Consider the following 23,906-nt stretch of genomic DNA (forward strand, 5'->3'; position numbering starts at 1 on the left):
ATAGAGGCAGTCTAACCGTACTCACGCCGACCGATCCTCGACAACTGGAAAATTGTTTGAGATTAGCGTCCGATCCTGGAACGCTCTTGCACGACCCGCCTGGAACGCTCTCCCACTGTCGGTGAGAGCTTCAGCATGGTCGGACTCACGACGACACAGGAGTCGCAGGTACGAGCTGTGATAGCGCCCGTCGATCTTGTGCCAGGCCAGCTTCTCGGCCGCTATGAGCTGCTGATCGCCATCGCGCAGGGCGGAATGGGGACGGTGTGGGCGGCCCGAGAGCGCGGCGGGGCGGCGGGCGACAAGATCGTGGCAGTCAAGACGATGCTGCCGGCGCTCTCCAGCGATCCGCGCTGCAAGCGCATGTTCCTCACGGAGTCGCGCATCGCCTCCCGGATCAAGCACCCCAATGTGTGCGCGATCCTGGATCAAGGTGAGCAGAGCGGGGTGCTCTACTTCGTGATGGAGTGGATCGACGGCGACGCGCTCGTGGCGCTGCTCGGCGGCAGCACCCGCAAGCAGGGCAGCCCGCTCCCCCTGCCCGTCGCGGTGAGGATCGCGATCGAGGCGGCGCGGGGGCTGCATGCGGCCCACGAGCTACGGGACGACGGCGGCGCGCTGATCGGGCTCGTTCACCGGGACGTCTCGCCGCACAACATCCTGATCACGCGGGACGGCTCGGTCAAAATCGCGGATTTCGGCGTGGCCAAGGCCATGGCGCAGGTGGACAACCCGACGACCAACACCGGGCACATGAAGGGCAAGATCCTCTTCATGGCGCCCGAGCAGGTCTATAGCGAGCAGCTGGACCGGCGGTCCGACGTCTTCGCGCTCGGGATCGTGCTCTATCAGCTGACGACGGGCACGCACCCGTTCGCCGCCAGCCACGACCTCGCGACGATGGCGCGCATCGCGCGGCCCGAGCCGGTCGATCCGCCGGGCCCCCTCGTCCCCGGGTACCCCCCCGCGCTCGAGGCGGCGGTGATGCGCGCGCTCGCCAAGGATCCGGCCGAGCGCTTCGCGACGATGGCCGAGCTCGCGGACGCGCTCGAGGCAGTGGACGCCGCCCTCGGCAGCCGCCCTGGCGAGGTCACGGGGTACATCCGCAACGCGCTCGCCGCGCGCACCTCGCGTCGCACGGCGCTGATCAAGGACGCCTTGCGCGCCGCGGAGGGCCGGGCGCGGGGGCGCACCCCCTCGCGCCTGGACCCGCGCCGCCGCGCACGGACGATCGCGACCGCGGCGGCGCTCGTCGCCTCGGGCGCGCTGCTCGGGGCGGCGACGCTCCTGTGGATCGGCCTCGGGGAGGGCCCCGGCGCGCCGCCCGTGGCGGTGCCCGCGGCGCCGGCCGTCACGGTGGAGCCGCGCCCGGGGGTCGCCACCGCCGAGCCGCGCGCCCCGGAGCCCGCGCGCGTGTCAGAACCGGCCCCGTCCACCGCGCCCGCGGCGCCGCCGTCCTCCACCCCCGCCGCGAGCGCGAGCCCGCCTCGCTCCCGATCGCCTGCCGAGACCGGGCGCGCCAAATTCCGCGAGCCCGGCTTCTAGCGCGCGCCGCGGCCCCGCCTCGCGCCGAGGAATATTCGATCGGCGCCGGTTGTCCTCGGGCGGCCGGGCTTGCTATGAGCTCCCACCCGTTATGCACGACGTACGCGCCCTGAACGAGCTGGTCGCCAAAGAGAGCGCCTTCATCGACACCCTGCTGAACGAGGTCGGCAAGGTCATCGTCGGCCAGACGTACATGATCGAGCGCATCCTCATCGGGCTGCTCACCGGGGGACACGTCCTCCTCGAGGGCGTCCCGGGCCTCGCCAAGACGCTCACGGTGCGGACGCTCTGCGACGCCATCCACGCGAAGTTCTCGCGGATCCAGTTCACGCCGGATCTGCTGCCCGCCGACCTCATCGGCACCGTCATCTACAACCACCAGAAGGGCGACTTCACCTCGAAGCTGGGCCCGATCTTCGCGAACCTCGTGCTCGCCGACGAGATCAACCGCGCCCCGGCCAAGGTGCAGAGCGCGCTCCTCGAGGCGATGCAGGAGCGGCAGGTCACGATCGGCGACACGACCTACCCGCTGCCGAGCCCGTTCGTGGTCATGGCGACCCAGAACCCGATCGAGCAGGAGGGGACCTACCGCCTCCCGGAGGCGCAGGTCGACAGGTTCATGCTCATGGTCAAGGTCGGGTACCCCGCGCGGGCCGAGGAGCGGCAGATCATCGACCGCACGACGGCCGTGATCGAGGGCAAGGCCGCGAAGGTGACGACCCCCGAGGAGCTCGTGTCCGCGCGCAAGGTCGTGCGCGACGTGTACATGGACGATCGCGTGAAGGACTACATCGTGGACGTGGTCTTCGCGACGCGCGAGCCCGGGCAGAAGGGGATGCGGGAGCTGAGCAGCCTCATCGAGTACGGGGCGAGCCCGCGCGCCTCGATCGCGCTGGCGCTGGCGGCGCGCGCGCACGCCTTCCTGCGCCACCGGGGCTACGTCACGCCGGAGGACGTGAAGGCGATCGGCCCCGACGTGCTCCGGCACCGGGTCGTCCTGACCTACGAGGCGGAGGCCGAGGAGGTCACGTCCGAGCAGATCGTCCGGCGCGTGTTCGAGGTGGTCGAGGTGCCGTGATCAAGGCCTCCGGCTCGAAGAACCCGCTGCCGCCGGAGCTCCTGAAGCAGCTCCGGCGCATCGAGATCCGGACGCGACGGCTCGCCAACGAGCAGCTCTCCGGGACGTACTCGTCCGTCTTCAAGGGGCAAGGGCTCTCGTTCCGCGAGGTGCGCGCCTACCTGCCCGGCGACGACGTGCGCTGGATCGACTGGAACGTCTCGGCCCGCATGAGCGAGCCGTTCGTGAAGGTGTTCGTCGAGGAGCGGGAGATGACCGTCATGCTGGTCGTCGACGCCTCGCAGAGCGAGCAGTTCGGCACGCGGCGCGCGTCGAAGGCGCGCGTCGCCGCCGAGATCGCCGCGCTCTGCTCCTTCAGCGCCATCAAGAACAACGATCGCGTGGGCCTCGTGCTCGCGACCGAGGCCATCGAGAAGCTCGTCCCGCCGAAGAAGGGGGACAAGCACGTGATGCGCGTCATCCGGGAGATCCTCGGGCACGAGCCGAAGTACACGGGGACGAACCTGAAGCTCGCGCTCGAGACGCTCGTGAAGGTCGCCAAGCGGAGGAGCGTGGCCTTCGTGATCAGCGATTTCTTCGCCTCCGGCTTCGAGCGCTCGCTCTCGCTCGCGAGCGCCAAGCACGACGTGATCCCGGTGATGCTGGTCGACCCGCGCGACGAGGAGCTGCCCGACGTCGGGCTCGCGACGTTCGAGGACCTGGAGACCGGGGAAGAGGTCGTGGTGGACACCGGCGACCGGGCGGTGCGCGACCACTACCGCACCGCGATGCGCAAGCTCCGGAGCGACCGCGACAAGCTGTTCAAGAAGCTCGCGCTCGACGCCGTGGTGGTGAAGACCGGCGAGAGCTTCGTGAGCCCGCTGCGCGACCTGTTCGCCAAGCGGGCGCGGAGGCTCAGGCGATGAGGACGCGTCGCTCCGCGGTCCACGCCGCGCGCGGCGCGAGCCCGCTCGCGTGGGCCGCGCTGGCGGCGGCGCTCGCGTGCGCGTCGCCGGCACGATCGCAGCCGGACGCCGGCGGCGCCGGAGGGCCCGCCGCTGACGACACCCCGCCGCCGCCGCCTCCGGCCCCGGCAGCCACGGAGCGCGGCGAGAGCGTGTGGGCCTCGTGCGCGGAGCACGTGCCGCCCGGCGCGACGCGCCCCCGGATCGAGGAGACGTTCCCGAAGAACGGGTTCAGCGGGTACGCGGCCCACCTCGAGATCACGGTCACGCACGGCAAGGGCGAGGCGGTGCTGCCGGAGGGCTTCAAGGTCCAGGGCGACAGCGACGCCGCGCGCGCGATCCAGAAGGCGGGGTTCGTCCTGCCGGAGGCCGACGCGGGCGCGGGGCCGACCAGCACGACGACGGCGACCGACGACGGCGCCACGACCAGGCTCGTCATCCCGTTCGTCCCGCTGCCCAAGGAGCCCGGGAGGAGCGCCCTCCTGCTGCCGCCGGTGCCGATCGCCGTGTCCCGCGCGAGCGGGGAGCTCGTCACCGTCTGCACCCGGCCGCACGAGATCGTGATCGAGGACCCGATCGCCAACGAGCGGGATCCCAAGGTCAAGCCGAACCCGCCGCCGCGGCCGCAGCGGGAGGAGTGGGTGCTCGCGAAGCAGCTCACGGCCGGCATCCTCATCGGCGCGGCGCTCGGGCTGCTCGTGGCGTGGCTGGTCCGGCGCTGGCTGCGCCGGCCCCGCGTGGTGGCCGCGCCGCCGCCCAAGCTGCCGTGGATCGCCGCGCTCGAGGAGCTCGAGGCGCTCCGGCGCTCCGACCTGCTCGGCGAGGGGCGGACCGGTGAGTACTTCGACCGCGTGAGCGACTGCGTGCGCAAGTACCTCGGCGCGCGGTACGGCTTCGACGGCCTCGAGACGACGAGCGACGAGATGCGGGACCTGCTCGCGCGGGTGCGCCCGCCCGTGCCGGTGCTGCCGCAGATCGCGCGGTTCCTCGCCGACTGCGACCTCGTGAAGTTCGCGCGCCTCCAGCCGAGCGAGGCCGACTGCCTCACGGCGCTCGACGACGGCGAGAACATCGTGCACCGCACGACCCCGCCGGCGGTGCGTCCCGGCGACGGCGCCGGCCCCCGGAGCTCGCCCGCCGGCGGGCAGCAGCCGCCCGCTCGCCCGTCCCGGGCGCCAGAGGAGGCGCCTTGAGCCGCACGAAGCGCGCATCGCTTGCCCTCATCGCGACGCTCGTCGTCGCCGCGCTCGCCTGCGTGTACCCCTACCTCGCGCGCCGCGACGCCTGGTCCTCCGCGAGCTGGCAGAACCCGTGGTTCTTGCTCGCGCTCATCGCGGTGCCCGTCGTCTGGTACTGGGGCATCTTCGCGGAGGACGCGCGCAGGCCGCGGCTCCGGCTCGGCACGGTCGCGCCGCTCGCGCGCGGGCCGCGCGGCCTGCGCAGCCACCTGCGCGACCTGCCGGGCGTGCTGCGCGCCGTGGCGCTCGCGCTGCTCGTCCTCGCGATGGGGCGGCCGGTCAGCGTGCTCCGCGAGCAGCGCTCGGACGACAAGGGCATCGACATCGTCGTGGCGCTCGACCTGTCGGGCTCGATGCGCGCGATCCTCGATGCGCGGGCGAGCGATCTACCCGGCCAGCCGAAGCTGCCGCGCGGCAAGCGGCTGACCCGGCTCGACACGGCCAAGCTCGTCCTCCAGGACTTCATCAGCCGCAGGAGGACCGATCGCCTCGGCGTCGTCGTCTTCGGCAAGGCCGCCTACGTGCTGTCGCCGCCGACGCTCGACTACCACCTGCTGACGCAGATGGTCTCGCAGATGACGCTCAACGTGATCGACGGCAGCGCGACGGCGATCGGCGACGCGCTCGGCACCGCGGTCGCCCGCCTGCGCAGGAGCGACGCGCAGTCGAAGGTCGTCATCCTCCTGACCGACGGCGACTCCAACGCCGGGGCCATCTCCCCCGAGTACGCGACCCACCTCGCGACCTCGCTCGGCGCGAAGGTCTACACGATCCAGATCGGCACCGACGACGAGGTCGAGGTCGAGGACGGCATCGATCTCTTCGGGCAGCCGCGCTACGTGCGCCACCGCTTCCCGGTGAACCCCGCGCTGCTCCAGGAGATCGCGCAGAAGACCGGCGGCGCGTCGTACGTGGCGACCGACGCGAAGGCGCTCGCGGACAGCATGCACGACGTGCTCGACCGGCTGGAGAAGACCCGCTTCGAGGCGTCGAGCGCCGCGTACGAGGATCTCTTCCCGTTCCTGCTCCTGCCCGGGGTGTTCCTGATCGGGCTCGACGCGCTCCTGCGCGCCTGGCTGCTCCGGAGGTTCCCGTGAACTTTGCGGCCCCCTGGTTCCTGCTCGGGACGGCGTTCGCCGCGCTGATCGGCCTCCTGCTCATCCTGGGCGGCTTCGGCGTGGCGCGCGCCATCAAGCGCTTCGGCGACGAGGATCGCGTGAAGGCGCTCACCACCGCCGATCCGGCGAAGCGCCGCGCCTGGAAGGGCGTGCTGCTCGTGCTCGCGACGGCGCTCGCGTTCGTGGCCGCGGCGCGCCCCCAGTACGGCAAAGGCACGCGGCTCGTGCCGGCGACCAACGTCGACGTGGTGGTCGTGCTCGACTACTCGAAGAGCATGTACGCGCGCGACGTCGAGCCGTCCCGCATCTTCCGGGCGAAGGTCGAGGTCGCCCGCCTGATCAAGGATCTCGAGGGCGCGCGCTTCGGAGCGGTCGCGTTCGCCGGCGAGCCGATGGGCTTCCCGCTGACCGCCGACGGCGCGGCGATCGCGCAGTTCTTCCGCCAGCTCGACCCGAACGACATGCCGATCGGCGGCACGGCGATCGCGCGCGCGCTCGACCAGGCGAACGAGCTCCTGAAGCGCGACCCGAAGTCCGCCGAGCACAAGCGGATCATCCTGCTCGTCACAGACGGCGAGGACCTCGAGGGCTACCCGCTGAGCGTCGCCCAGGCGATCGGCGCCCAGGGCACGACGATCCACGTCGTTCAGATCGGCGGGCGCACGCCGGAGCCGATCCCGGAGATCGGCCAGGACGGCCGCATCGTCGGGTGGCGGACGGATCGCCAGGGCAAGCCGCTCACTACGGAGCTGTCGCTGTCGGGCGAGCAGCAGCTCGCGTCGATCGCGCAGGCGACGCCGGGCGGGCAGATCATCCGCGCGGAGAAGGGGACCACGGGCATCGAGACGATCGCCGCGGAGCTCAGGCGGCAGATGAAGAGCGAGCTCTCGGAGCGGGTCGAGACGGTCTACGCGGACGTCTACTTCTACCCGCTCGGCCTCGCGATCCTGCTCCTCATCGCCGAGGTGTTCCTCAAGGACGCTCCGCGCCGTCGCTTCGTGGCGACGCGCCCCGAGGCCGCGCCGAAGCGCGCCGCGTTGCTGAAGGGGCGCCCGCTCGGCGCGGACCTCGCGGCGGGAGCGGGGCAGGCTTCCGGGGGCAACGCGGGAGGGCCGCATGCCGCGTCGTGATCGCAAGCGCGTGGATCTCGCCGGGTTCTTCGCGCGCCGCGGGCGCTGGATCGCGATCGGGCTCGCCGCCGCGTGCCTCACCGGGGCCGCGTTCTCGGCGGCGACCGGGTGCAGCGGGTGGGATCCGACGTCCCCGTTCGAGCGGAACGCGCCGGCGGTCGACCAGGCAATCCGCGATCTCGACGCGGGCAACCTCGAGTCTGCCGAGCAGGCCCTCGAGAGCTACCTGGGGACGGGGCCGTGCAGCGACGCAGGCATCGGGCTGCCGGACTCCGTGCGCCAGAAGCCGAACGGCTCGTTCGATCTCGGGCTGACGCTGTTCCATCTGGCCGAGCGCTACGGTCATCGGTTCGGCGACGAGGAGCTCGCGGACGGCGGGCCGGAGCAGGAGCAGCGCGACGCGCTGCGCGGGATCGAGATCGACTGCGCGCTGGTCCTCCTGAAGTCGATCGGGGCCGATCCGAGCGTGCCGGCCGACCTGCGCGCGCGGGCCCGTTACCTCTCGGGCAACCTCGAGTTCTTGCGGCGCAAGTACGAGGACGCCGTGACGTATTACGACCAGGCGCTGGCCATCATCCCCGGGGTGCTCGAGGAGGCCGGCGGCGACGGCGTGGGCCGGGACGCGGCCTGGAACCGGGCGATCGCGCTGCGGCGCATCGAGGACCAGAAGGACGCCGCGCCGCCGGACGCCGAGCCCGATGCGCCGCCGGACGCCGAGCCCGACGCGCCGCCGGACGCCGAGCCCGACGCCGAGCCCGACGCGGGCGACGACGGCGGCGACCAGGACGCGGGCGACGACGGCGGCGACCAGGACGCGGGCGACGACGGCGGCGACCAGGACGCGGGCAACGACGGCGGTGACCAGGATCAGAGCCCTGACGCTGGCCCGCAGGACCAGACGCCCGACGCCGGCTCACCCGAGCAACCCGAGCCACCGCGCGAGCAGCCCCAGGAGCCGCCGCAGACCGGTCGGCAGGACGATCGCATCCTCGACCAGCTCGAGGAGGCGCCGACGTACCAGGAGCAGGAAGCGAAGAACAAGGCCGGTATGCGGCGCGGCCGCGGCATGGAGGACAAGTGACGCGCCCGCTCGCGCTCGCCCCCCCGCGCCTCGCGCCGCTCGCGACCGCGCTGCTCGTGGCGTTGCTCGCGTTGATCGCCCCGCTCCGCGCGCGCGCCCAGCAGCAGCCGGAGCTCTCGGCGCGCGCGAGCTCCACCGACGTCGAGGTCGGCGAGCCGTTCACGGTCGAGGTGAAGGCGCTCGTCGAGCGCGGCGCCGGCATGCCCTCCGATCCGGAGCTGCGTGTCCCGCCCGACCTCTCCATCGTCTCCGGCCCGAGCATCGGGACGCAGATGAAGACCCAGCTCGGGGGCGGCGTCATGATCACGCAGCTGGGCATCAGCGCGACGTGGCAGATCGTCGCGAACAAGCCCGGCCGCTACACCATCCCGGGGCCGACGATCTCGTGGAACGGCAGGCGCCTGCCGGCGGCTCCGATCATGATCAAGGTCGCGCCGGCGAGCGGGCGGCCTCGCCGGCCGAGCAACCCGTTCCTGTTGCCCGGCGGCCCGCTGCATGGCTTTCCGTGGCCGTTCGGCGGCTCGGGCGGCCTCTTCGACGACGAGGCGACCCAGGACGAGCCCGAGCCCGAGGCGACAGAGCTGGCGATGCCGCGCGAGCCGGACCCGGTGGTGTTCCTTCGCGCCATCCCCGACAAGACGGCCGCGGTGGTCGGCGAGCAGGTCACGGTCTCGTTCTACCTGTACTTCCGCGAGAACGCCGAGATGACCGAGCCCCGCGCAGCGCCCGCCGCGGACTTCCTTCGCCACCCGCTCCTCGAGGACCCCCGCAACGAGCGCCCCGTGTACACGCGGGTCGGCGGGCACCGCTACGCGGCCCGCCTCGTCGACAAGCTGGCGCTGTTCCCGCTGAAGACGGGCGAGCTGCACACGGGCAGCATGCAGACGCGCATCACCGGGCGCCGGATCGGCGCGCGCGTGCTGCGCGAATCGAACGACGTCGTCGTGAAGGTCACGGAGCCGCCCCTCGCCGGCCGCCCGTCCGGCTATGTCGTCGGCGACGTCGGTCAGTTCACGCTCAAGGCGACGGTGCAGCCGCGCCAGATCGAGCAAGGCGGCTCGGTGGCCGTGACCGTGCAGATCGCGGGCACCGGCAACTTCCCCCAGTCGCTCCGGGTGCCGGAGCGGACCGGGCTCGAGTGGCTCGACCCGGAGAAGCGCGACGCGATCGAGCCGCGCGGCGGCGCGCTCGGCGGCACCCGATCGTTCGGCTACGTCGTCCGGATCCAGGAGAGCGGCGCGGTCGATCTCGGGAAGGTCGAGCTCCCCTACTGGGATCCGGCGCAGAAGCGCTACGTGGTCGAGCGCGCCGAGCTCGGCGTCGTCCAGGTCAGCCCGGTGGCCCCTCCGGCGTCGTCCGGGCCGCCGTCCAGGGCGCCTCGCGCCGAGGGCGACGGCGCTGGCCGGGGCGAGCCGTTCGCCGGCATGCCGGGGCTCCGCACGTCGCTCGGCCCGCACGCCCCGCCCGCGACGCTGCCCCTCGACGGCGCGCCGTTCTGGCTGCTCCTGGCCGCGCCGCCGCTCGTCGTGACGCTGTTCGGCGCGGGCGATCGGCTCCTGCGCCGGGCGCGCGCTCGCCGCGCGGCGGGCGCGACCTCGCCCGCCCGGCTCGCGGCCATCGCCCAGCGCGAAGCGGAGGAGGCGGCCGCGCAGGGGGATCTCGGGGCGACGGCCGCGGCGATCGAGCGCGCGGTGCACCGGGCGATCGAGTCCGCGACGGGCCTCCGCTCGCGGGGCGTCTTGCTCGCGGAGCTCCCGGGCGAGCTCGACCGGCGCGGCGTCCCCGGGCCGCTCTCGTCGCGCGCTTGCGAGGCGCTGGCCGCGTGCGAGGCGATCCGGTTCGAGCCGACCGCGCAGGAGGGCGGCGGCGGCGCCGCCGCGGCGCTCGTCGAGCAGAGCCGCGCCGTCGTGACCGAGCTCGCGCGATGGAAGCCCGCGTGAACGGCCGCCGCAGGCGCCTCCTCGCCGGCGCGCTCCTCCTCGCCGGAAGCCTCGCGTCGGCGCTGCCGTCGAGCGAGGCGCGCGCGCAGCCGGCGGAGCCCCCGGAGGTGCTGTTCCAGGAGGGCACGGCCGCGCTCGGCCGCGGCGAGTACGGCGCGGCGATCGACACGTTCGAGCTGCTCGCCGACCGCGGCTTCGTGCACCCGGACGCCAGCTACAACCGCGGGCTCGCCTACGTCACGCGCGTCCGCGAGGGCGCGGATCGCCCGGGAGACCTCGGCCGGGCGGCGGCCGCGTTCGAGGAGGCGCTGCGGCTCCGCCCGGGCGACGCCGACGCCGATCGCGCGCTGGATCTCGTGCGCGCCGAGCTCACCCGCCGGCGCTCGCGCCGCGCCACGGATGCGGTCGACGTGCGCCCGACGCTCGGCCGGGTCATCGTCGGCCTCGCCTCGGAGCGCACCTGGGCGGCGGCCGCGCTCCTCGCGTCGCTGCTCCTCGCCCTGGGCGTGGTCCTGCGGCGCCGCCCTGCCGGTCCTGCGCACGTCGCGGGCAGCGTCCTTGCGCCGACGGCGCTCGTCGCGCTGCTCGCGCTGGTGCCGCTCACCTATGCGGCGCGGCACCTCCGCCTCACGACCCGGGCTGGCGTCGTGGTAGTCCCCGAGGTCCGGCTCCTCGACGAGGACGGGCGCGCGCTGCCCCGCGCGGAGCAGAGCGCGATCCCCGAGGGTGCGTCGGTCGAGGTCGGCAGGAGATCGGGCGGGCTCGCGGAGGTCCGCTGGGGCGCCACCGAGGGCTGGGTTCCGGCGTCGAGCATCCGGTTGCTCGCTCCATGAGCCGCGCCATCGTGTGCTAGGTTGTCCGCGTGTGGGTACGCCGCGCAGCCATTCGCCCCGTCCCCTCGTACGCTCAGGTGCCGGCGCGCGTCCTGTCCGAGATCGAGGATCAGCTCGCCGAGGATGACGACGACTCGCGCAAGCAGCTCGACGACGCGTTCACGCGCTTCGAGCAGACGCAGCCTGCGCTCGCGGACCGGATCTCCTCGGTGCTGTCCGGCCCGCTCGACGAGACGGCGCTCGCCCTCGGCTATTTCCTGACGCTGGCGATCTGGCTCGCCTTCGACGAGCTGTTCGGTCAGGACCTCGACGAGGTCACCGAGACGGCGCTCACGGGCGTCGAGGAGTCGCTGAACCTGGACGAGCAGATCCGCCTCCACGATCCTGCCGAGGCGGTCGACTCGGACGACGTCATCGCGATGGAGCAGCCCGACGTCCTCGCCTTCGTGCAGGAGCACCTCGACGCGGCGCTCGAGGCGAACGCGCACGAGGTCGACGTCGACGACGTCCACGCGATCTACCGGGTGGTGCTGATCGAGATCCTGGCGCTGAGCTACGCCGTCCGCCCGCCCTCGAACTGGGTAGCGCTGACGACCGAGTTCACCGCGTAACGCGTCTCCCCCGTCTCGCAACCACCGCTCTTAACGTGCCGAGAAGGTGGCCAGGAAAGCTGGCATCTCGGCGCTGCGACCATCCTCGAGGAGGACGGTTCGGCGCGGGCCATTGATCGCGTCGAGCACGGCGACGAGCTCACGGAACGGCGTCTTGTTGTCGCTGTGGAGCACGGCCTGGTCGGCGCGGCGGTCGCTCGGGGCGCGGTGCTCGCCGCTCCGCTCCCACTCGCGCCGGATGGCCTCGCCGAGCTCTCTGTAACGGATCGCGGTGGCTCCCGCCCCGCCGATCTCGACAGGACGTTTGGGGACGCTCACCTCGCTCAGGACGGTCGCGCCCTGCTTCCACACGAGGTTGAACCGGTCCTCGCCGACATGGACGTGCATCGTCCTGAGAGGCTCCTTCTGGCACTCCTCCCCGCACCCCGCGGCGGCAGGCACCTCCGCGCTGGTCTTGAGCTGCGAGTTCGTGACCCACACCGCCGTGATCAGCAGGAAGGCGATGGTCACCATCAGCAGATCGATGAACGGAATCATGTTGATCTCGCTGTTTCGCGCCCGCCTCTCGCCACCTCCCACGTCGACGCCTGCCATGGCTGCCTCCTTGTGTGCTCGTGTTGTCGCCGCGCACTCGCCAGCTCCGCGGCCGCGCTGCGATAGGAGGACAGAGCGCGGCGCGCGCCGGATGTTCCTGGAAAGCACCAACGTCCGCTCCCCCGCCACGGGTGAACCACTCGCGCGCGTGGGCCGCGCCGGCGATCCCGATGAGGGAAGAGCGCGACGAGCGATCCCTCGGGCGGCCCACGCTCCGCATCGTCCACTATTTCGGAGGCGCTTCGATCCGCCCAGCTCAGAAAGACGCAACGCGTCGTTACCAAGCAGCCTCATCATCGGACGCCCTGAACATGGAAAGGGCAGACGAGAAGCTCGATTTCTTCGGCATAGGCGAAGATGCGGCGGCCTTGCGCCACGGACGACAGGGCGTCGTGCCGCCCTCGGGTCAACGCAGCGTGCCGCCCCTCGTGCGTCATGGCCGAGCTGTCTCTTGACAGGCAATCCGTTATAACGGATGATGTGCGTACGGGTTGGAGGTGAAACGGATGCGCCCCCAGAGTGCTCAAGTGATCGACCTCGAGGAATACCGGCAGCAGCGGCGGGCGGCTCGGAACAAGCATGTTCCCGAGAGCGACAGGCCGATGTCATCGGGGAGCTCTTTGACCATGCCGGTCGCCCTCTGGTGGTTCCCGATCTGGACGTGGATGCCCGTCTGGCAGGTGCGATGAAATCCGTCCGTCAGAACACGCCACGGAGCTCGCCCGGGCTGGTCTGCGGCGATGGGCTCGGCGCGTCGTTGCCCGTGGAGGGCTATCAGAACGGCGTGCAAGCGTCCGCCGCATCGACGGGGCGCCCCTCTTCGCCTGCTGGACCGCGCTCGCACCGCAGGCCGGAGAGCTTCGCTGGCCCCGCGAGCTCGTACTCCAGCCGCACCAACGGAACCAACGGAGAAGCGCCGCAGCGGGACGTGGACGAGGCGTCTGGAGACGCCTGGGCCTACGAGATGGCCCCGCAGGACGCCTCCTCGGCGCTCACCGGCATCGTCGGGGCCAACCTGCGTCGCCTCCGGACCAAGCGTGGGCTCTCCCTCGAGCGGCTGGCGAAGGCGTCTGGCGTGAGCCGGGCGATGCTCAGCCAGATCGAGCTCGGCCAGAGCACGCCGACGATCAACGTGCTCTGGAAGATCGCGCGGGCGCTCGGCGTGCCCTTCTCGGCGCTGATCAGCGACCAGTCGCTCGGCGGCACATCGCTCATCCTGGCCGCGCGCGCCAAGGTGTTGACGTCGCATGACGGCTCGTTCACGTCCCGCGCGCTGTTCCCGTTCGACGTGCCGAGGACCGTCGAATTCTACGAGATCACGCTCGCGCCCCTCGCCACCGAACACGCGGATCCTCACCCGCCGGGCACCGTGGAGAACCTCGTGGTGACCGCCGGGACGCTGGAGATGGTCGTCGGCGCCGAGCGCCATGTGCTCGCGACCGGCGACGCGATCATGTTCGACGCCGACGTACCCCATCAGTACAGGAACCCGACCGATCGGCAGGTCATCCTGTACCTGGTGATGACGTACATCGAAAAGACGGGCTGATCGGGGCGCTCGACAGCCCGGATCACCGAGGCGCCAAGGACGCCGAGAGGACAATAACGCCTTCCGGCGCTCCTCTTCTCCCTCCGGTTCTCCCTCCGGCGCCGCGGCGATTCAAAGAACAGGAGCGCCACGTCTCAGCCCCCGAGACACGCGGGTAGCTCCGCACACCGCTTCTGCCCCAGAACATGAATGTTCGGTGCGGCGCAGCGTCGCCCCTGGCCCCGGCGGGCGCGATGGCGGGCCAGAGGCGGGGCCGGCGGAATCGACCGCTGACCGACGCCGGCCAAGCATCACGCCGGGGCGTCACGCGCCCGTCCGCGCTATCATCGCGCCGCCTCGTCCCGGGCAGCCTGGCCCCCGCCGCATGTCCCAGCCCCCTCCCGCGCCCGCGTTCGCCGAGATGACCGTCGGCGCGCACCGCCTCGCGCTCCTCAAGGACGGCGCGCAGACCTACCCGGCCATGCTCGAGGCCATCACCCGCGCCCGGCGCACGATCTGCCTCGAGACGTACATCCTCCGCGTCGATCGGACCGGCCAGCGCTTCGCCGAGGCGCTCATGGAGCGCGCGGCGGCCGGCGTCGAGGTGAACGTCCTCTTCGACGCCTGGGGCTCCTCCGTCTCGTCGTCCTTCCTCGACGGGCTCCGCCGCGCGGGCGTCCGGCCCCACGCCTTCCGCCCCCTCGACCTCTCCGCCCCGCTCGGGAAGGTCGCCCGCCGCGACCACCGCAAGGCGCTCATCGTCGACGGAGCGATCGCCTTCACGGGCGGCCTCAACCTCTCCGACGACTACGCGGCTCCGGAGGATGGCGGCGCCGACTGGCGGGATACCCATCTCCGCATCGAGGGCCCCGCCGCCGCCGAGCTCCAGTATTTCTTCCTGCGCACGTGGCAGCGCACAGGCGGCGCCCCCATCGACGACGAGCGCTACGGCTACGCCGAGCGCAGGCCCGACCCCGCCGTCCAGATCATCAGCAACGACCTCCCCCGCCGCAGGCACCGCCACGGCATCCGCGACGCCTACCGGCACGCCATCGAGCGCGCCCGGCGCAGGATCTTCATCACCAACGCTTACTTCCTGCCGCCGCTCCGGATCATCCACGCGCTCTCCGCCGCGGCCCGCCGCGGCGTCGACGTCAGGATCATGGTCGCCGGCACCACCGACGTGCCCGCGGTCCTGCTCGCGTCGCGCGCGATCTACGGCCACCTCCTCGACGCCGGCGCCCGCATGTTCGAGTGGCGCGGCCGCGTCCTTCACGCCAAGACCGCGGTCATCGACGGCCTCTGGTCCACCGTCGGCTCCACCAACCTCGACAGCCAGTCGCTCCGCATGAACCTCGAGGCGAACGCCGTCGTCTCGCACCGCGGGTTCGCGGGCGCGATGGAGCGGATGTTCGCCGACGACCTCGCCCACTGCCGCGAGATCACCGCCGCGGGCTGGGCCCAGCGCCCCCTCTGGGAGCGGGCCGCCTCGTGGACGGCCTACCTCGCGCGCGACTGGCTCTGATCCCGCGCGGTCCGCCGCGCTCAGCGGGGGATGCTACCGTTCCGGCATGTCCGACTTCCGCCGCTTCCGCGGCACCGAACGCTACCTCACGAGCGAGGCGCTCGAGGCCGCCGTCAACTGCGCGCTGGTCCTGGAGCGGCCGCTGCTCGTCAAGGGAGAGCCCGGCACCGGCAAGACGCTGCTCGCCGAGGCCATCGCGCGGAGCCTGTCGGCCGAGCTCATCACCTGGCACGTCAAGAGCACCACGCGGGCCCAGGACGGGCTCTACGTCTACGACACCGTGCAGCGGCTCTACGACGCGCGCTTCGGCGACGGCGACGTCCGCGACATCCGCCGGTACATCAAGCTCGGCCCGCTCGGTAAGGCGTTCAACGCCTCGGCGCGCGTCGTGCTCCTCATCGACGAGGTCGACAAGGCGGACCTCGAGTTCCCGAACGATCTCCTCCACGAGCTCGATCGGATGCGCTTCCGCATCGCCGAGACCGGCGACGAGATCGCCGCGCGGGAGCGGCCCGTCGTCATCATCACCAGCAACAACGAGAAAGAGCTGCCGGACGCGTTCCTGCGCCGCTGCGTCTTCCACTTCATCGATTTCCCGGAGCCCGAGCTCATGCGGGAGATCATCCGCGTCCACCACCCCGATCTCGATCGGACGCTCGCCGACCAGGCGATGCAGGTCTTCTACGAGATCCGGAAGAACACCCGGATCCGGAAGCGCCCCTCGACGAGCGAGCTCATCGACTGGATCGCCGTCCTGCGGAGGGCGGGCGTGGGCGAGGTGAAGCTCGACAAGGCGCTGCCGTTCCTCGGCGCGCTGCTCAAGAAGGAGCAGGACCTGGTCGCGCTGGCCGATCAGCTGGCGGGCGGCAGGCGGTTCCGGTCGTAGCGATGTTCGTCGCGTTCCTCTACGAGCTCCGCGCCCGCAAGGTCCCGGTCGGCGCCCAGGAGGCCGTCGGCCTCGCGCGCGCGCTCGCTGCGGGCCTCCACGAGAGCTCGCTCGAAGGCTTCTACCATGTCGCGCGGGCGATGCTCGTCCACTCGGAGGCGCACCTCGACGACTTCGATCTCGCGTTCGCCCAGCACTTCCGCGGTGTGCACGTGGAGGCCAAGGCGGTGACGGAGGAGCTCCTCTCGTGGCTCCGGGATCCCATCAAGATGCGCGCCCTCTCCGACGAGGAGAGGGCGATGATCGAGGAGCTCGATCTGGAGGAGGTGCTCCGGCGGTTCGAGGAGCGCCTCCGCGAGCAGCGCGAGCGCCACGACGGGGGGAACCGGTGGATCGGGACCGGCGGCACCTCACCGTTCGGCCGCGGCGGCTTCCATCCGAGCGGCATCCAGGTCGGCGGCCCCGCGGGCGGGCGCAGCGGCGCCGTGCAGAACGCCGACGCCCGCCGCTACCGCCCCTACCGCAGCGATGTCACGCTCGACGTGCGCCAGATCGAGGTGGCGCTGCGCAAGCTGCGCGCCTTCGCGCGCGAGGGCGGCGATCGCGAGCTCGACATCGAGGCGACGATCGACGCGACGGCCAGGAACGCGGGCGAGATCGAGATCGTCACGAGGCCCCCGCGCCGGCCGAACACGCGCGTGATCCTGATGATGGACGTGGGCGGCTCGATGGATCCCAGCGCCGCGCTCGTGTCGCAGCTCTTCAGCGCGGCGAAGCGCGCGACGCACTGGAAGGAGCTGAGGAGCTACTACTTCCACAACTGCGTCTACGAGAGGGTCTTCAGGACCGAGGGGCTCCTCGACCCCGTCCCGGTGCGCGAGCTCCTCCGCGAGTGCGGCAAGCACCACAAGCTCGTGATGGTCGGAGACGCCTCGATGGCGCCCTACGAGCTGCTCGGCTCGTCCGGCTCCGGCGGCGGCGCGGGCTCCTCGTTCGATCCCGACGCGCGGCTGCCCGGCGTCGCCTGGCTGACGATGCTGCGCGACCATTTCGACCGCGCCGTGTGGCTGAACCCGGACGGGATTGGCCCCTACCCCCACCCGACCGTCGACGCGGTCAAGAGCATCTTCCCGATGTTCGCGCTCACGCTGGAGGGCCTGGGAGAGGCCATCGCCGAGCTCGTCCGCGGCCGCGGCCGCGGCCGCGCCTGATCCGTGCGGCGCGCCGGCCCGGGTCAACGGCCCGCGCGGCGGAACACCTCCGCCGTGGCCGACGCGACGAGGGCGCGGTCGAGCCAGCGGTCGAGCTCGCGCTCGCTCCTGCACGACGAGATCTTCGCCGCGGCCGCCTTCGTGAGCCGCAATCCTCGCCGAGCGAGGACACGCCTCAGCGCGTCGCGCTTGCCCTCGAGGATCCCCTCCTCACGTCCCGCTTCGCGCCCCTCTTCGCGGCCTTCCTCGCGCCCCTCTTCGCGGCCTTCCTCGCGCCCCTGCTCGCGGCCTTCCTCGCGCCCCTGCTCGCGGCCTTCCTCGCGCCCTGCATCGAGCACGGCGTCGAGATCCTCGTATCCGCGCCGCTGGAGGAGGTTGGTCAGCGTGCTCTTCTCCGCCTCGCTTCGGTCGTAGAGCGCCTCGACCCGGACCGCGTTCTTCAGGATGCCCGGCGCGCTCAGCAGCTCCCCGGGGAGCGCGACGCGCACCTTCCGGCGCGGCTCGTGCACCTCGACCCGCCGTGGACCGGTGAGGCGCACCACCCACAGGAGCTTCGTACCAGCCGCGAGCAGGTCGGCGATCTTCTCCTTGAGCGCCTCCTCGTCCTGTCCCACGTCGGCGTACTCGATCGCGAGCTCCGGCACGCCCTTCACCCAGCCCGGCCTGTCGGGCACGTTCCCCACCGCGACGTCCGGCGCCCGGAGGGTGCCCGGATCCGGGGAGTACCCCGTATCCACGCCCACCTCCTTGACCGCCGGGTCCCACCCCACGACCGAGCTGCCCAGGTGGTTCGGCCCCGAGGCACGCCCCCCCGTGGGGGCGCAGTAGACGGGGTGGCCATTCGACAGCTCGTACGGATCCCCCGCGCGGAGGTGCTCCGCGCGAAAAGGGCCGCGCTCCGCCGTCCGGCGCTTCACCTGCATGAGAGGACGATAGCACGCCGGGGACGCGCCCCGAGGAGCTCGCCACGCTCCGCGCCCGTCACGCGTTCGGCAACCACATGCGGAACGCCGCGCCCCCGCACCGGCCCGCCGTCGCGGTGATCTCGCCGCCGTGCGCCTCGACGATGACCCGGCTCAGCGCGAGGCCGAGGCCGGTCCCCTTCACCTTGGCGGTCACGAGCGGCTCGAAGAGGTGGTCGGCCACGCACGGAGGAACGCCAGGGCCGTTGTCCTCGATCTCGAGGTGCGTGCGCTCGTCGCCCCTCCACGCGCGCGTGACGATCACGCCGCCGGGCCCCTCGTCGAACGCCTCGATCGCGTTGAGGTAGAGGTTCGAGAAGACGCGCTCGAGCAGGATCGGGTCGCACAGGAGCGTGAGGTCGGCCGGCGCGACGGCGACCTCGAACCGGACGGCCGTGGGCAGCACCAGCGCGTGCCGCGCGCCCTCGATGAGCCGGCCGAGGTGCGCCGGCTCGCGCCGCAGCGGCTCGCCGCGCGCCAGCCCGAGGACGCTGCCGATGACCTCGTGCGCCTTGCGGATCTCGCACGTCACCCGGTCGAGGTGGCGCAGCAGGCGAGGCCGATCGTCGAGGTCGCGCTGCGCCAGGTAGAGCGACGACTCCGCGACCGCGAGGGCGTTGCGCAGCTCGTGGGCGACGCTCGCGCCGACCGCCCCCGCCGCGGCCAGGCGCGCCGCGCAGCACGCTATCTCGTGAGCCTCCTTTGCCATAAAGCAAAGCGCAGCGTAGCCGATCCCCGAGCGATAGCCCGCGCGCGCTCCGCGCCCCGCCGCCGCCATCGCCGGGAGGATCTTTACGACACGACCGTCCCGGGCTGGCTCACTCGGCGTCCGCGGCGAGCGGGAGGGCCGCTGTTCGCTCAGGAGCCGGCTTGACGCGGCGCGCCCGCTCGAGATCGAAGAGCGAGAAGCGCTCGCCCGCTGCGGAGCCCGCCGGCGACGTACGGCCGAACAGCTGAAGCCGCACGGCGCGGTGCGGCGGCGGCGTGATCGCGCCCGGCGCCTCCCCCGGCTCTCCCGTGATCACCGCCGCGACCTCGGACGACTTCACCGCACCCGATCCGCGGATATCGACCTCGACCTCGAGGGCGACGAGATCGCCGACGAGCCCGGCGCGCGCGAGCGCCGCGTGGACCTCGGGCCCGCCGACCTCGGCCCGCACGAGGTACTGGCGCACGTCGACCATCTTGGCGAGCCGGTCGATCTCCCGGCGGATCGGGAGCGACGCGGCCGAGAGGGCGGCGCTGCAGCGGGCGGCGAGGAGCGCCTCCGCGTCGCCGCCGATCGCGGAGCGCGCGAAGGCGAGCGCGTAGCGCGCGCCGGCGATGAGCTTGCTCAGGGAAGGGTCCTCCGGGCCGAGCTTGACGGCGCCGCTGAACACGAGCCCGCGCGGGCTCGCGGCCGACATCGCGGCGACGAGCGCGTCGAGCGCGGCGGGATCGAGATCGCGCTCGAGGCGGAGGTCGACGTACTCGTCGAGGCTGATCACGCCGAGCGAGAGCGCCGGCGAGAAGGTCATGTCGGGCTTCGGGTGGAAGCCCGCGGTGTAGGTCATCGGCGCGCCGACGCGCCGGAGCACGCGGGGCAGCTCGCGCACGACGTCGAGGTGGCCGAGCAGCGCCATCGGCCCGGCCTTCTCGAAGCGGAAGCGGTAGCGGAAGCCGCCGCGGCCCTTCGGCGCAGGGGCGATCCGCCGCGCGCGGTGGGGCGCCTCCCCTTCGGCGCGCGAGGGCTCCCTGTCGTCGCCGCTCTTCGGCTCCGTGGCCGCGACGCTCTCCCGCTCCGCGCCGCCGACGCTCTCCCGCTCCGCGCCGCCGTCGCTCGCCGGCGCGCCAGAGGGACCCGCGGCGGCCGCGGGCGGCGCGGCGCCTGCGTCGGTGAGCACCGGCAGCGAGCGCCGGTGGGCGCCGAGCCGATCGAGGAAGGTGAGCCGCTCCTCGCGCATCTGCGTCATGTCGCAGGCGACGCCGCAGTCGTAACAGACGAGCCGCCGCGCGTCGGCCTTGGCGTCGTCGAGGTTCGTGTGGTGGACGAACGTGCCGGCGACCTTGCCGCACGGCGGGCTGAGGCGGCTCTGGAGCGCCTTCCTGTACTCCTTCGCGAGGAAGCCCTCCTCGAGGCCGACGTCGATGTGATCCCAGGGCAGCCGCGCCGTCACCGGGAGGGTGCCGAGGTACTTCTCGCGGTCGACGCCGACGTGCGTGAACGCCTCCTCCCACACGGCGAGATCGAGCTTGTCCTCCCACGAATCGAAGCGGGCGCCGTGCCGCCAGGCCCGCTCGAGGACGTCGGCGAGGGGACGGTCGCCGCGGGCGAAGATGCCCTCGAGGACGCTGACGTGAGCCTCGTGGGTCTTCAGCGTGACGGCGCGATAGGGCCGCACCGTGTCCTTGAGCAGCCGTTGCTTGCGCCCGACCTCGCCGAGCGTGTCCATCGCCGCCCACTGGAAGGGCGTATGAGGCTTCGGCACGTGGGTCGAGACGCTGACCGTCACGTCAACCGGCTTGCCCTTCCCCGCTGCCCTCCTCCCGGCGCCGGCCGCGCGGGCGCCCGTCTCGACGATGCCGCGCACGTCCTCGTCGGTCTCGGTCGGCAGGCCGATCATGAAGTAGAGCTTCATCTTGCCCCAGCCCCGGCTGAACACGCGCTCGGCCGTCTCGAGGAGCTGCTCCTCCGTGACGTTCTTGTTCACGACGTCGCGCATCCGCTGGGAGCCCGCCTCCGGCGCGAAGGTGAGGCCGGTCGCGCGCACGCGCTTGAGCTCGTCGAGCAGGTCGGGCTCGAGCCCGTAGGCGCGCAGCGACGAGACGCCGAGCGAGATGCGCTCCGCGGTGAGGCGCTCGGTGACCTTCTTGATGAGCGGCGAGATGCACGAGACGTCGGCGGTCGACAGCGCCGTGAGCGAGACCTCGTCCTGGCCGGACCTCTGCACCGCGCGCATCACGGTGTCGACGATCTGCTCGGGATCGCGCTCGCGGACGGGCCGGTAGATCATGCCGGCCTGGCAGAAGCGGCACCCCTCGGTGCAGCCGCGGGCGATCTCGATCGACATGCGGTCGAAGATCGCCTCGGGCCCGCCCGTGGGGCTCTCGTCGGGGAACGGGTACTTGTTCAGGTCGACGAGGGCGCGCTCGATCGGGAACGGGATCCCGGAGGCGAGCGGGCGGTCCACGACCTCGAAGCCGGTGTCGGGATCGAGCCGGGTCGCGTAGAGCGAGGGCACGTAGACGGCGCCGAGGCGCGCGATCGCGACGAGCCGCTCGCGCCGCGGCACGCCCTCGCGCTTGAGCCGCGCCCACGCGAGGGCGACCTCGGTCGCCTTCTCCTCGCCGTCGCCGATGACGATGGCGTCGAGGAAGGGGGCGATCGGCTCGGGGTGGGTCGCCGTCGGGCCGCCCGCGATCACGATCGGGTCGTCCTCGCCGCGGTCCGCCGAGCGCAGCGGGACGCCGCCGAGGTGCAGCATCGTGAGGATGTTGGAGTACGTGAGCTCGAACTGCAGGGAGAAGCCCACGACGTCGAAGTCCCTGAGCGGGCGCGCGGACTCGAGGGACACGAGCGGCAGCCCGCGCTTCACGAGCTGGGCCTCCATGTCGACCCAGGGCGTATAACAGCGCTCGGCCAGCGTGCGCGGGTCGTCGTTCAGCAGCTTGTAGAGAATCTTGAAGCCGAGGTGGCTCATCCCGATGTCGTAGACATCCGGGAATGCCAGGCAGACGCGCGCCTCGACCGACGCCCAGTCCTTCACGACCGAGCCGACCTCGCCGCCCGCGTAGCGCGCAGGCTTCTCGACCTGATCGAGGAAGGAGGCGTACGGGTGATCGGCGAGCAGGGGGAGGCTGTCCATGGCGCTTCGGCGCGTAGCATGGCCGGCCGGCGCCGGCACCCGCGGCCCGCTCGAGCCAGCTCGATCTGCCGTCCGGGGCCGCAGGCCGGAGCGGCGCGGCGGCCTGCTTGGGCTATGCTCACGACGTGCGCGAGCGTGATGCCCACCATGTGGAGATCGACCGGGCGCGGCACGTCGAGTACCGGGACCCCAGCCAGTTCGACCGGATCGCCTTCGCCATGCGCACGCTGGACCGCCTCCGGCCGAAGCGGATGACGGTGGCCGTCTACCCCGCGATCGCCGCGATGCGCGTCGAGCGCGGGAGCAATCTGCAGCGCGGCGAGGGCGGCTCCTGGGCGATCGTCGGCATCCCGCCGCACGCGAGCCGCGAGCACATCGCCTACGCCCTCGCCGAGCTCGCCGGCGTCGAGTCGGTGCCCTACGCCGTACAGAGCCTCCTCGCCGCCGACAGGAACACCGACGCCTAGGCGCGCGCCGCAGCGCCGGAGCGCCGCTGCACGGACATCGCCGCTGTGCCGAGATCGGCCGCGCGCGGCGGCGGGGCGGATGGTATTGCGCCCCGCACGAGGGAGAGCGACGCTGCCCTCCGTGCCTGCTCCGATCCGGCAACAGATCGCGCGCCACCACGCAGCGAAGGCGGTGTGGAGCGTCATCGTCAGCCTGGATCGCCACAACGGGCCGCGGGCCGCGAGCGCGATGGCCTTCGACGCGTTCCTCAGCCTGATCCCGCTGGCCGCCTTCGCCGGCTATGTGCTCAGCCGGATCCACCAGTGGTCGGATGTGGTGGTGCGGCCCATCCTGCAGGCGGCGCCCCCGGACGTCGCGAAGCTCGTCTCGGAGGAGCTCATCCGGCTCTCGCAGTCGTCGGCGGTCGCGCCGATCAGCATCACCGGCTTCCTCTGGATCACGTCCTCCGGGATCTCGACCGCCATGGGCGTGTTCGACACGATCTACAACACGCGCGAGCGCCCCTGGTACGTGCGCAGGGCGATCGCGGCGGCGTGCGTGATGGCCAGCCTGGCCGTGGTGCCGGTGGTCGCCGGCGTGGGCGTGCTGATCGGCACGCTCTCCGGATCGACCGGCGCCCGCATCGTCGCCTTCGCCCTCCCCGGGGGCCTCGTCATCTGCATGGTCGCCGCCTTTTTCAGGATCTCGATCCAGCGCCCGAACATCGAGCGACGCCGGATCTTCCCGGGCGCGGTGCTCACGGTGGTGCTCTGGTCCGCCGTGTCGACCCTCTTCTCGCTCTACGTCGCCACGCTCGGCCGCTACGCCACGTTCTACGGGAGCCTCGCGACCGTCGCGATCTTCCTGTTCTGGCTGTGGCTCCTGGCGCTGGCGCTGCTCATCGGGGGCGAGCTGAACGCGCGCCTGGAGCGGGAGCGCGCCGGCGTGACGTCGATCCCGCCCCCCGGCAAGTGGAGCGCGCTCGAGCTCTCCGAGCTGCCCGAGCTCTCCGACCTGCCCCAGAGCGTCACGCCGCCGCCCCAGAGCGTCACGCCGCTGCCCCTGAGCACCACCCTCCCCCAGGGCGCAGCGCTCCCCCGCGGGGCCGCGGCGCGGCTCGGCGACGCCCAGGGCGCGGGCAGCGCGGACGAGGACGAAGCGCGCGGCGCACCGAGCTCGCCGCGCGAGCACCACGCCGCCGGGTAGGTCGAGGCGGCGGGAGGCCGACGCCCCCGGCGGCCGCGCGCTGAAGGACGGACGGTCGACGCCCGACGGTTCGGCTCGGCACGGGCGGTGAAAGCGCCGTCGCTCGTCCGCCACTCGGCGCTCACTCGGCGCGCATTCGCACGGTGGGTGCGCGCACTTCGCGCAGGGGCATGTCGAGGGCGGG

Annotated in this window: 20 protein-coding genes; 16 read left to right on the plus strand and 4 right to left on the minus strand. The window is 72.4% G+C overall.

Annotated elements, in window-relative coordinates:
• Window positions 1-198: 198 nt before the first annotated feature.
• From WME82_RS34540 to WME82_RS34585, 10 genes are all read left to right on the plus strand, one after another.
• Window positions 199-1,545: a serine/threonine-protein kinase gene (locus WME82_RS34540; RefSeq protein ID WP_437740751.1), complete on the plus strand. Its 1,347-nt coding sequence runs from the start codon at window positions 199-201 to the stop codon at window positions 1,543-1,545.
• A 91-nt stretch (window positions 1,546-1,636) separates the two neighbouring features.
• Window positions 1,637-2,623, plus strand: coding sequence for an AAA family ATPase (locus WME82_RS34545; protein WP_437740752.1), 987 nt, complete (start codon window positions 1,637-1,639; stop codon window positions 2,621-2,623).
• A complete protein-coding gene (locus WME82_RS34550; protein WP_437852004.1) occupies window positions 2,620-3,528 on the plus strand; it encodes a DUF58 domain-containing protein in 909 nt (302 codons plus the stop codon). The genes WME82_RS34545 and WME82_RS34550 overlap by 4 nt, the downstream gene beginning before the upstream one ends.
• The gene (locus WME82_RS34555) at window positions 3,525-4,760 is read left to right on the plus strand and encodes a hypothetical protein (RefSeq protein WP_438038776.1); all 1,236 of its coding nucleotides are present in this window, start codon (window positions 3,525-3,527) and stop codon (window positions 4,758-4,760) included. Before WME82_RS34550 ends, WME82_RS34555 begins: the two co-directional genes overlap by 4 nt.
• Window positions 4,757-5,902 (plus strand): VWA domain-containing protein, encoded by a 1,146-nt coding sequence (locus tag WME82_RS34560; RefSeq protein WP_437852007.1) that lies wholly within the window; start codon window positions 4,757-4,759, stop codon window positions 5,900-5,902. Before WME82_RS34555 ends, WME82_RS34560 begins: the two co-directional genes overlap by 4 nt.
• Window positions 5,899-7,053 carry a vWA domain-containing protein gene (locus WME82_RS34565; protein ID WP_437543936.1) on the plus strand — a complete coding sequence of 385 codons (1,155 nt, stop codon included), beginning with the start codon at window positions 5,899-5,901 and terminating at the stop codon, window positions 7,051-7,053. Before WME82_RS34560 ends, WME82_RS34565 begins: the two co-directional genes overlap by 4 nt.
• Window positions 7,040-8,134, plus strand: a complete 1,095-nt coding sequence (locus tag WME82_RS34570) for a tetratricopeptide repeat protein (RefSeq protein ID WP_438038777.1) — start codon at window positions 7,040-7,042, stop codon at window positions 8,132-8,134. The genes WME82_RS34565 and WME82_RS34570 overlap by 14 nt, the downstream gene beginning before the upstream one ends.
• A complete protein-coding gene (locus WME82_RS34575; RefSeq protein WP_438038778.1) occupies window positions 8,131-10,074 on the plus strand; it encodes a BatD family protein in 1,944 nt (647 codons plus the stop codon). The genes WME82_RS34570 and WME82_RS34575 overlap by 4 nt, the downstream gene beginning before the upstream one ends.
• The gene (locus tag WME82_RS34580; RefSeq protein WP_438038779.1) at window positions 10,071-10,907 is read left to right on the plus strand and encodes a hypothetical protein; all 837 of its coding nucleotides are present in this window, start codon (window positions 10,071-10,073) and stop codon (window positions 10,905-10,907) included. The genes WME82_RS34575 and WME82_RS34580 overlap by 4 nt, the downstream gene beginning before the upstream one ends.
• Window positions 10,908-10,936: 29 nt before the next feature.
• The gene (locus tag WME82_RS34585) at window positions 10,937-11,518 is read left to right on the plus strand and encodes a hypothetical protein (RefSeq protein WP_437740760.1); all 582 of its coding nucleotides are present in this window, start codon (window positions 10,937-10,939) and stop codon (window positions 11,516-11,518) included.
• A gap of 30 nt (window positions 11,519-11,548) precedes the next feature.
• Here the strand turns inward: WME82_RS34585 and WME82_RS34590 are convergent, their stop codons facing one another.
• On the minus strand, window positions 11,549-12,112 hold the full coding sequence (locus WME82_RS34590) for an ExbD/TolR family protein (RefSeq protein WP_438038780.1): 564 nt from the start codon (window positions 12,110-12,112) through the stop codon (window positions 11,549-11,551).
• 685 nt (window positions 12,113-12,797) lie between these two features.
• Here WME82_RS34590 and WME82_RS34595 point away from each other — a divergent pair.
• The 4 genes from WME82_RS34595 (at window position 12,798) to WME82_RS34610 (ending at window position 17,262) form a co-directional block, all read left to right on the plus strand.
• The gene (locus tag WME82_RS34595; protein WP_438038781.1) at window positions 12,798-13,661 is read left to right on the plus strand and encodes a helix-turn-helix domain-containing protein; all 864 of its coding nucleotides are present in this window, start codon (window positions 12,798-12,800) and stop codon (window positions 13,659-13,661) included.
• A gap of 364 nt (window positions 13,662-14,025) precedes the next feature.
• Window positions 14,026-15,165, plus strand: coding sequence for a cardiolipin synthase ClsB (gene clsB / locus WME82_RS34600; RefSeq protein WP_438038782.1), 1,140 nt, complete (start codon window positions 14,026-14,028; stop codon window positions 15,163-15,165).
• 46 nt (window positions 15,166-15,211) lie between these two features.
• Window positions 15,212-16,051: an AAA family ATPase gene (locus WME82_RS34605; RefSeq protein WP_437740764.1), complete on the plus strand. Its 840-nt coding sequence runs from the start codon at window positions 15,212-15,214 to the stop codon at window positions 16,049-16,051.
• 2 nt (window positions 16,052-16,053) lie between these two features.
• Window positions 16,054-17,262: a vWA domain-containing protein gene (locus WME82_RS34610; protein WP_438038783.1), complete on the plus strand. Its 1,209-nt coding sequence runs from the start codon at window positions 16,054-16,056 to the stop codon at window positions 17,260-17,262.
• A 23-nt stretch (window positions 17,263-17,285) separates the two neighbouring features.
• On the opposite strand, the gene WME82_RS34615 is transcribed toward WME82_RS34610, so the two are convergent.
• The 3 genes from WME82_RS34615 to WME82_RS34625 all read right to left on the minus strand — a co-directional run bounded on the left by WME82_RS34615 (window position 17,286) and on the right by WME82_RS34625 (window position 22,069).
• Window positions 17,286-18,185: a Uma2 family endonuclease gene (locus WME82_RS34615; RefSeq protein WP_438038784.1), complete on the minus strand. Its 900-nt coding sequence runs from the start codon at window positions 18,183-18,185 to the stop codon at window positions 17,286-17,288.
• 58 nt (window positions 18,186-18,243) lie between these two features.
• Complete coding sequence (locus WME82_RS34620) at window positions 18,244-18,933, minus strand: sensor histidine kinase (RefSeq protein ID WP_437740767.1); 690 nt, start codon at window positions 18,931-18,933, stop codon at window positions 18,244-18,246.
• A 109-nt stretch (window positions 18,934-19,042) separates the two neighbouring features.
• On the minus strand, window positions 19,043-22,069 hold the full coding sequence (locus WME82_RS34625; RefSeq protein WP_438038785.1) for a TIGR03960 family B12-binding radical SAM protein: 3,027 nt from the start codon (window positions 22,067-22,069) through the stop codon (window positions 19,043-19,045).
• A gap of 125 nt (window positions 22,070-22,194) precedes the next feature.
• On the opposite strand from WME82_RS34625, the gene WME82_RS34630 reads away from it, so the two are divergent.
• Together WME82_RS34630 and WME82_RS34635 are read left to right on the plus strand one after the other, a co-directional pair.
• Window positions 22,195-22,536: a hypothetical protein gene (locus tag WME82_RS34630; protein ID WP_437740769.1), complete on the plus strand. Its 342-nt coding sequence runs from the start codon at window positions 22,195-22,197 to the stop codon at window positions 22,534-22,536.
• A gap of 121 nt (window positions 22,537-22,657) precedes the next feature.
• Window positions 22,658-23,722 (plus strand): YihY/virulence factor BrkB family protein, encoded by a 1,065-nt coding sequence (locus tag WME82_RS34635; RefSeq protein ID WP_438038786.1) that lies wholly within the window; start codon window positions 22,658-22,660, stop codon window positions 23,720-23,722.
• Window positions 23,723-23,906 lie beyond the last annotated feature (184 nt).

The sequence above is a fragment of the Sorangium sp. So ce128 genome (assembly GCF_051525245.1).
GTDB classification, from domain to species: Bacteria; Myxococcota_A; Polyangia; order Polyangiales; family Polyangiaceae; genus Sorangium; species Sorangium cellulosum_B.

What these genes read in the sequence shown, in the direction of transcription:
- WME82_RS34615 (WP_438038784.1), bottom strand. Translation starts at nt 18,185, where the DNA reads ATGCAGGTGAAGCGCCGGACGGCGGAGCGCGGCCCTTTTCGCGCGGAG.
- WME82_RS34610 (WP_438038783.1), top strand. Translation starts at nt 16,054, where the DNA reads ATGTTCGTCGCGTTCCTCTACGAGCTCCGCGCCCGCAAGGTCCCGGTC.
- WME82_RS34620 (WP_437740767.1), bottom strand. Translation starts at nt 18,933, where the DNA reads ATGGCAAAGGAGGCTCACGAGATAGCGTGCTGCGCGGCGCGCCTGGCC.
- WME82_RS34590 (WP_438038780.1), bottom strand. Translation starts at nt 12,112, where the DNA reads ATGGCAGGCGTCGACGTGGGAGGTGGCGAGAGGCGGGCGCGAAACAGC.
- WME82_RS34555 (WP_438038776.1), top strand. Translation starts at nt 3,525, where the DNA reads ATGAGGACGCGTCGCTCCGCGGTCCACGCCGCGCGCGGCGCGAGCCCG.
- WME82_RS34605 (WP_437740764.1), top strand. Translation starts at nt 15,212, where the DNA reads ATGTCCGACTTCCGCCGCTTCCGCGGCACCGAACGCTACCTCACGAGC.
- WME82_RS34625 (WP_438038785.1), bottom strand. Translation starts at nt 22,069, where the DNA reads ATGGACAGCCTCCCCCTGCTCGCCGATCACCCGTACGCCTCCTTCCTC.
- WME82_RS34570 (WP_438038777.1), top strand. Translation starts at nt 7,040, where the DNA reads ATGCCGCGTCGTGATCGCAAGCGCGTGGATCTCGCCGGGTTCTTCGCG.
- clsB (WP_438038782.1), top strand. Translation starts at nt 14,026, where the DNA reads ATGTCCCAGCCCCCTCCCGCGCCCGCGTTCGCCGAGATGACCGTCGGC.
- WME82_RS34595 (WP_438038781.1), top strand. Translation starts at nt 12,798, where the DNA reads ATGAAATCCGTCCGTCAGAACACGCCACGGAGCTCGCCCGGGCTGGTC.
- WME82_RS34545 (WP_437740752.1), top strand. Translation starts at nt 1,637, where the DNA reads ATGCACGACGTACGCGCCCTGAACGAGCTGGTCGCCAAAGAGAGCGCC.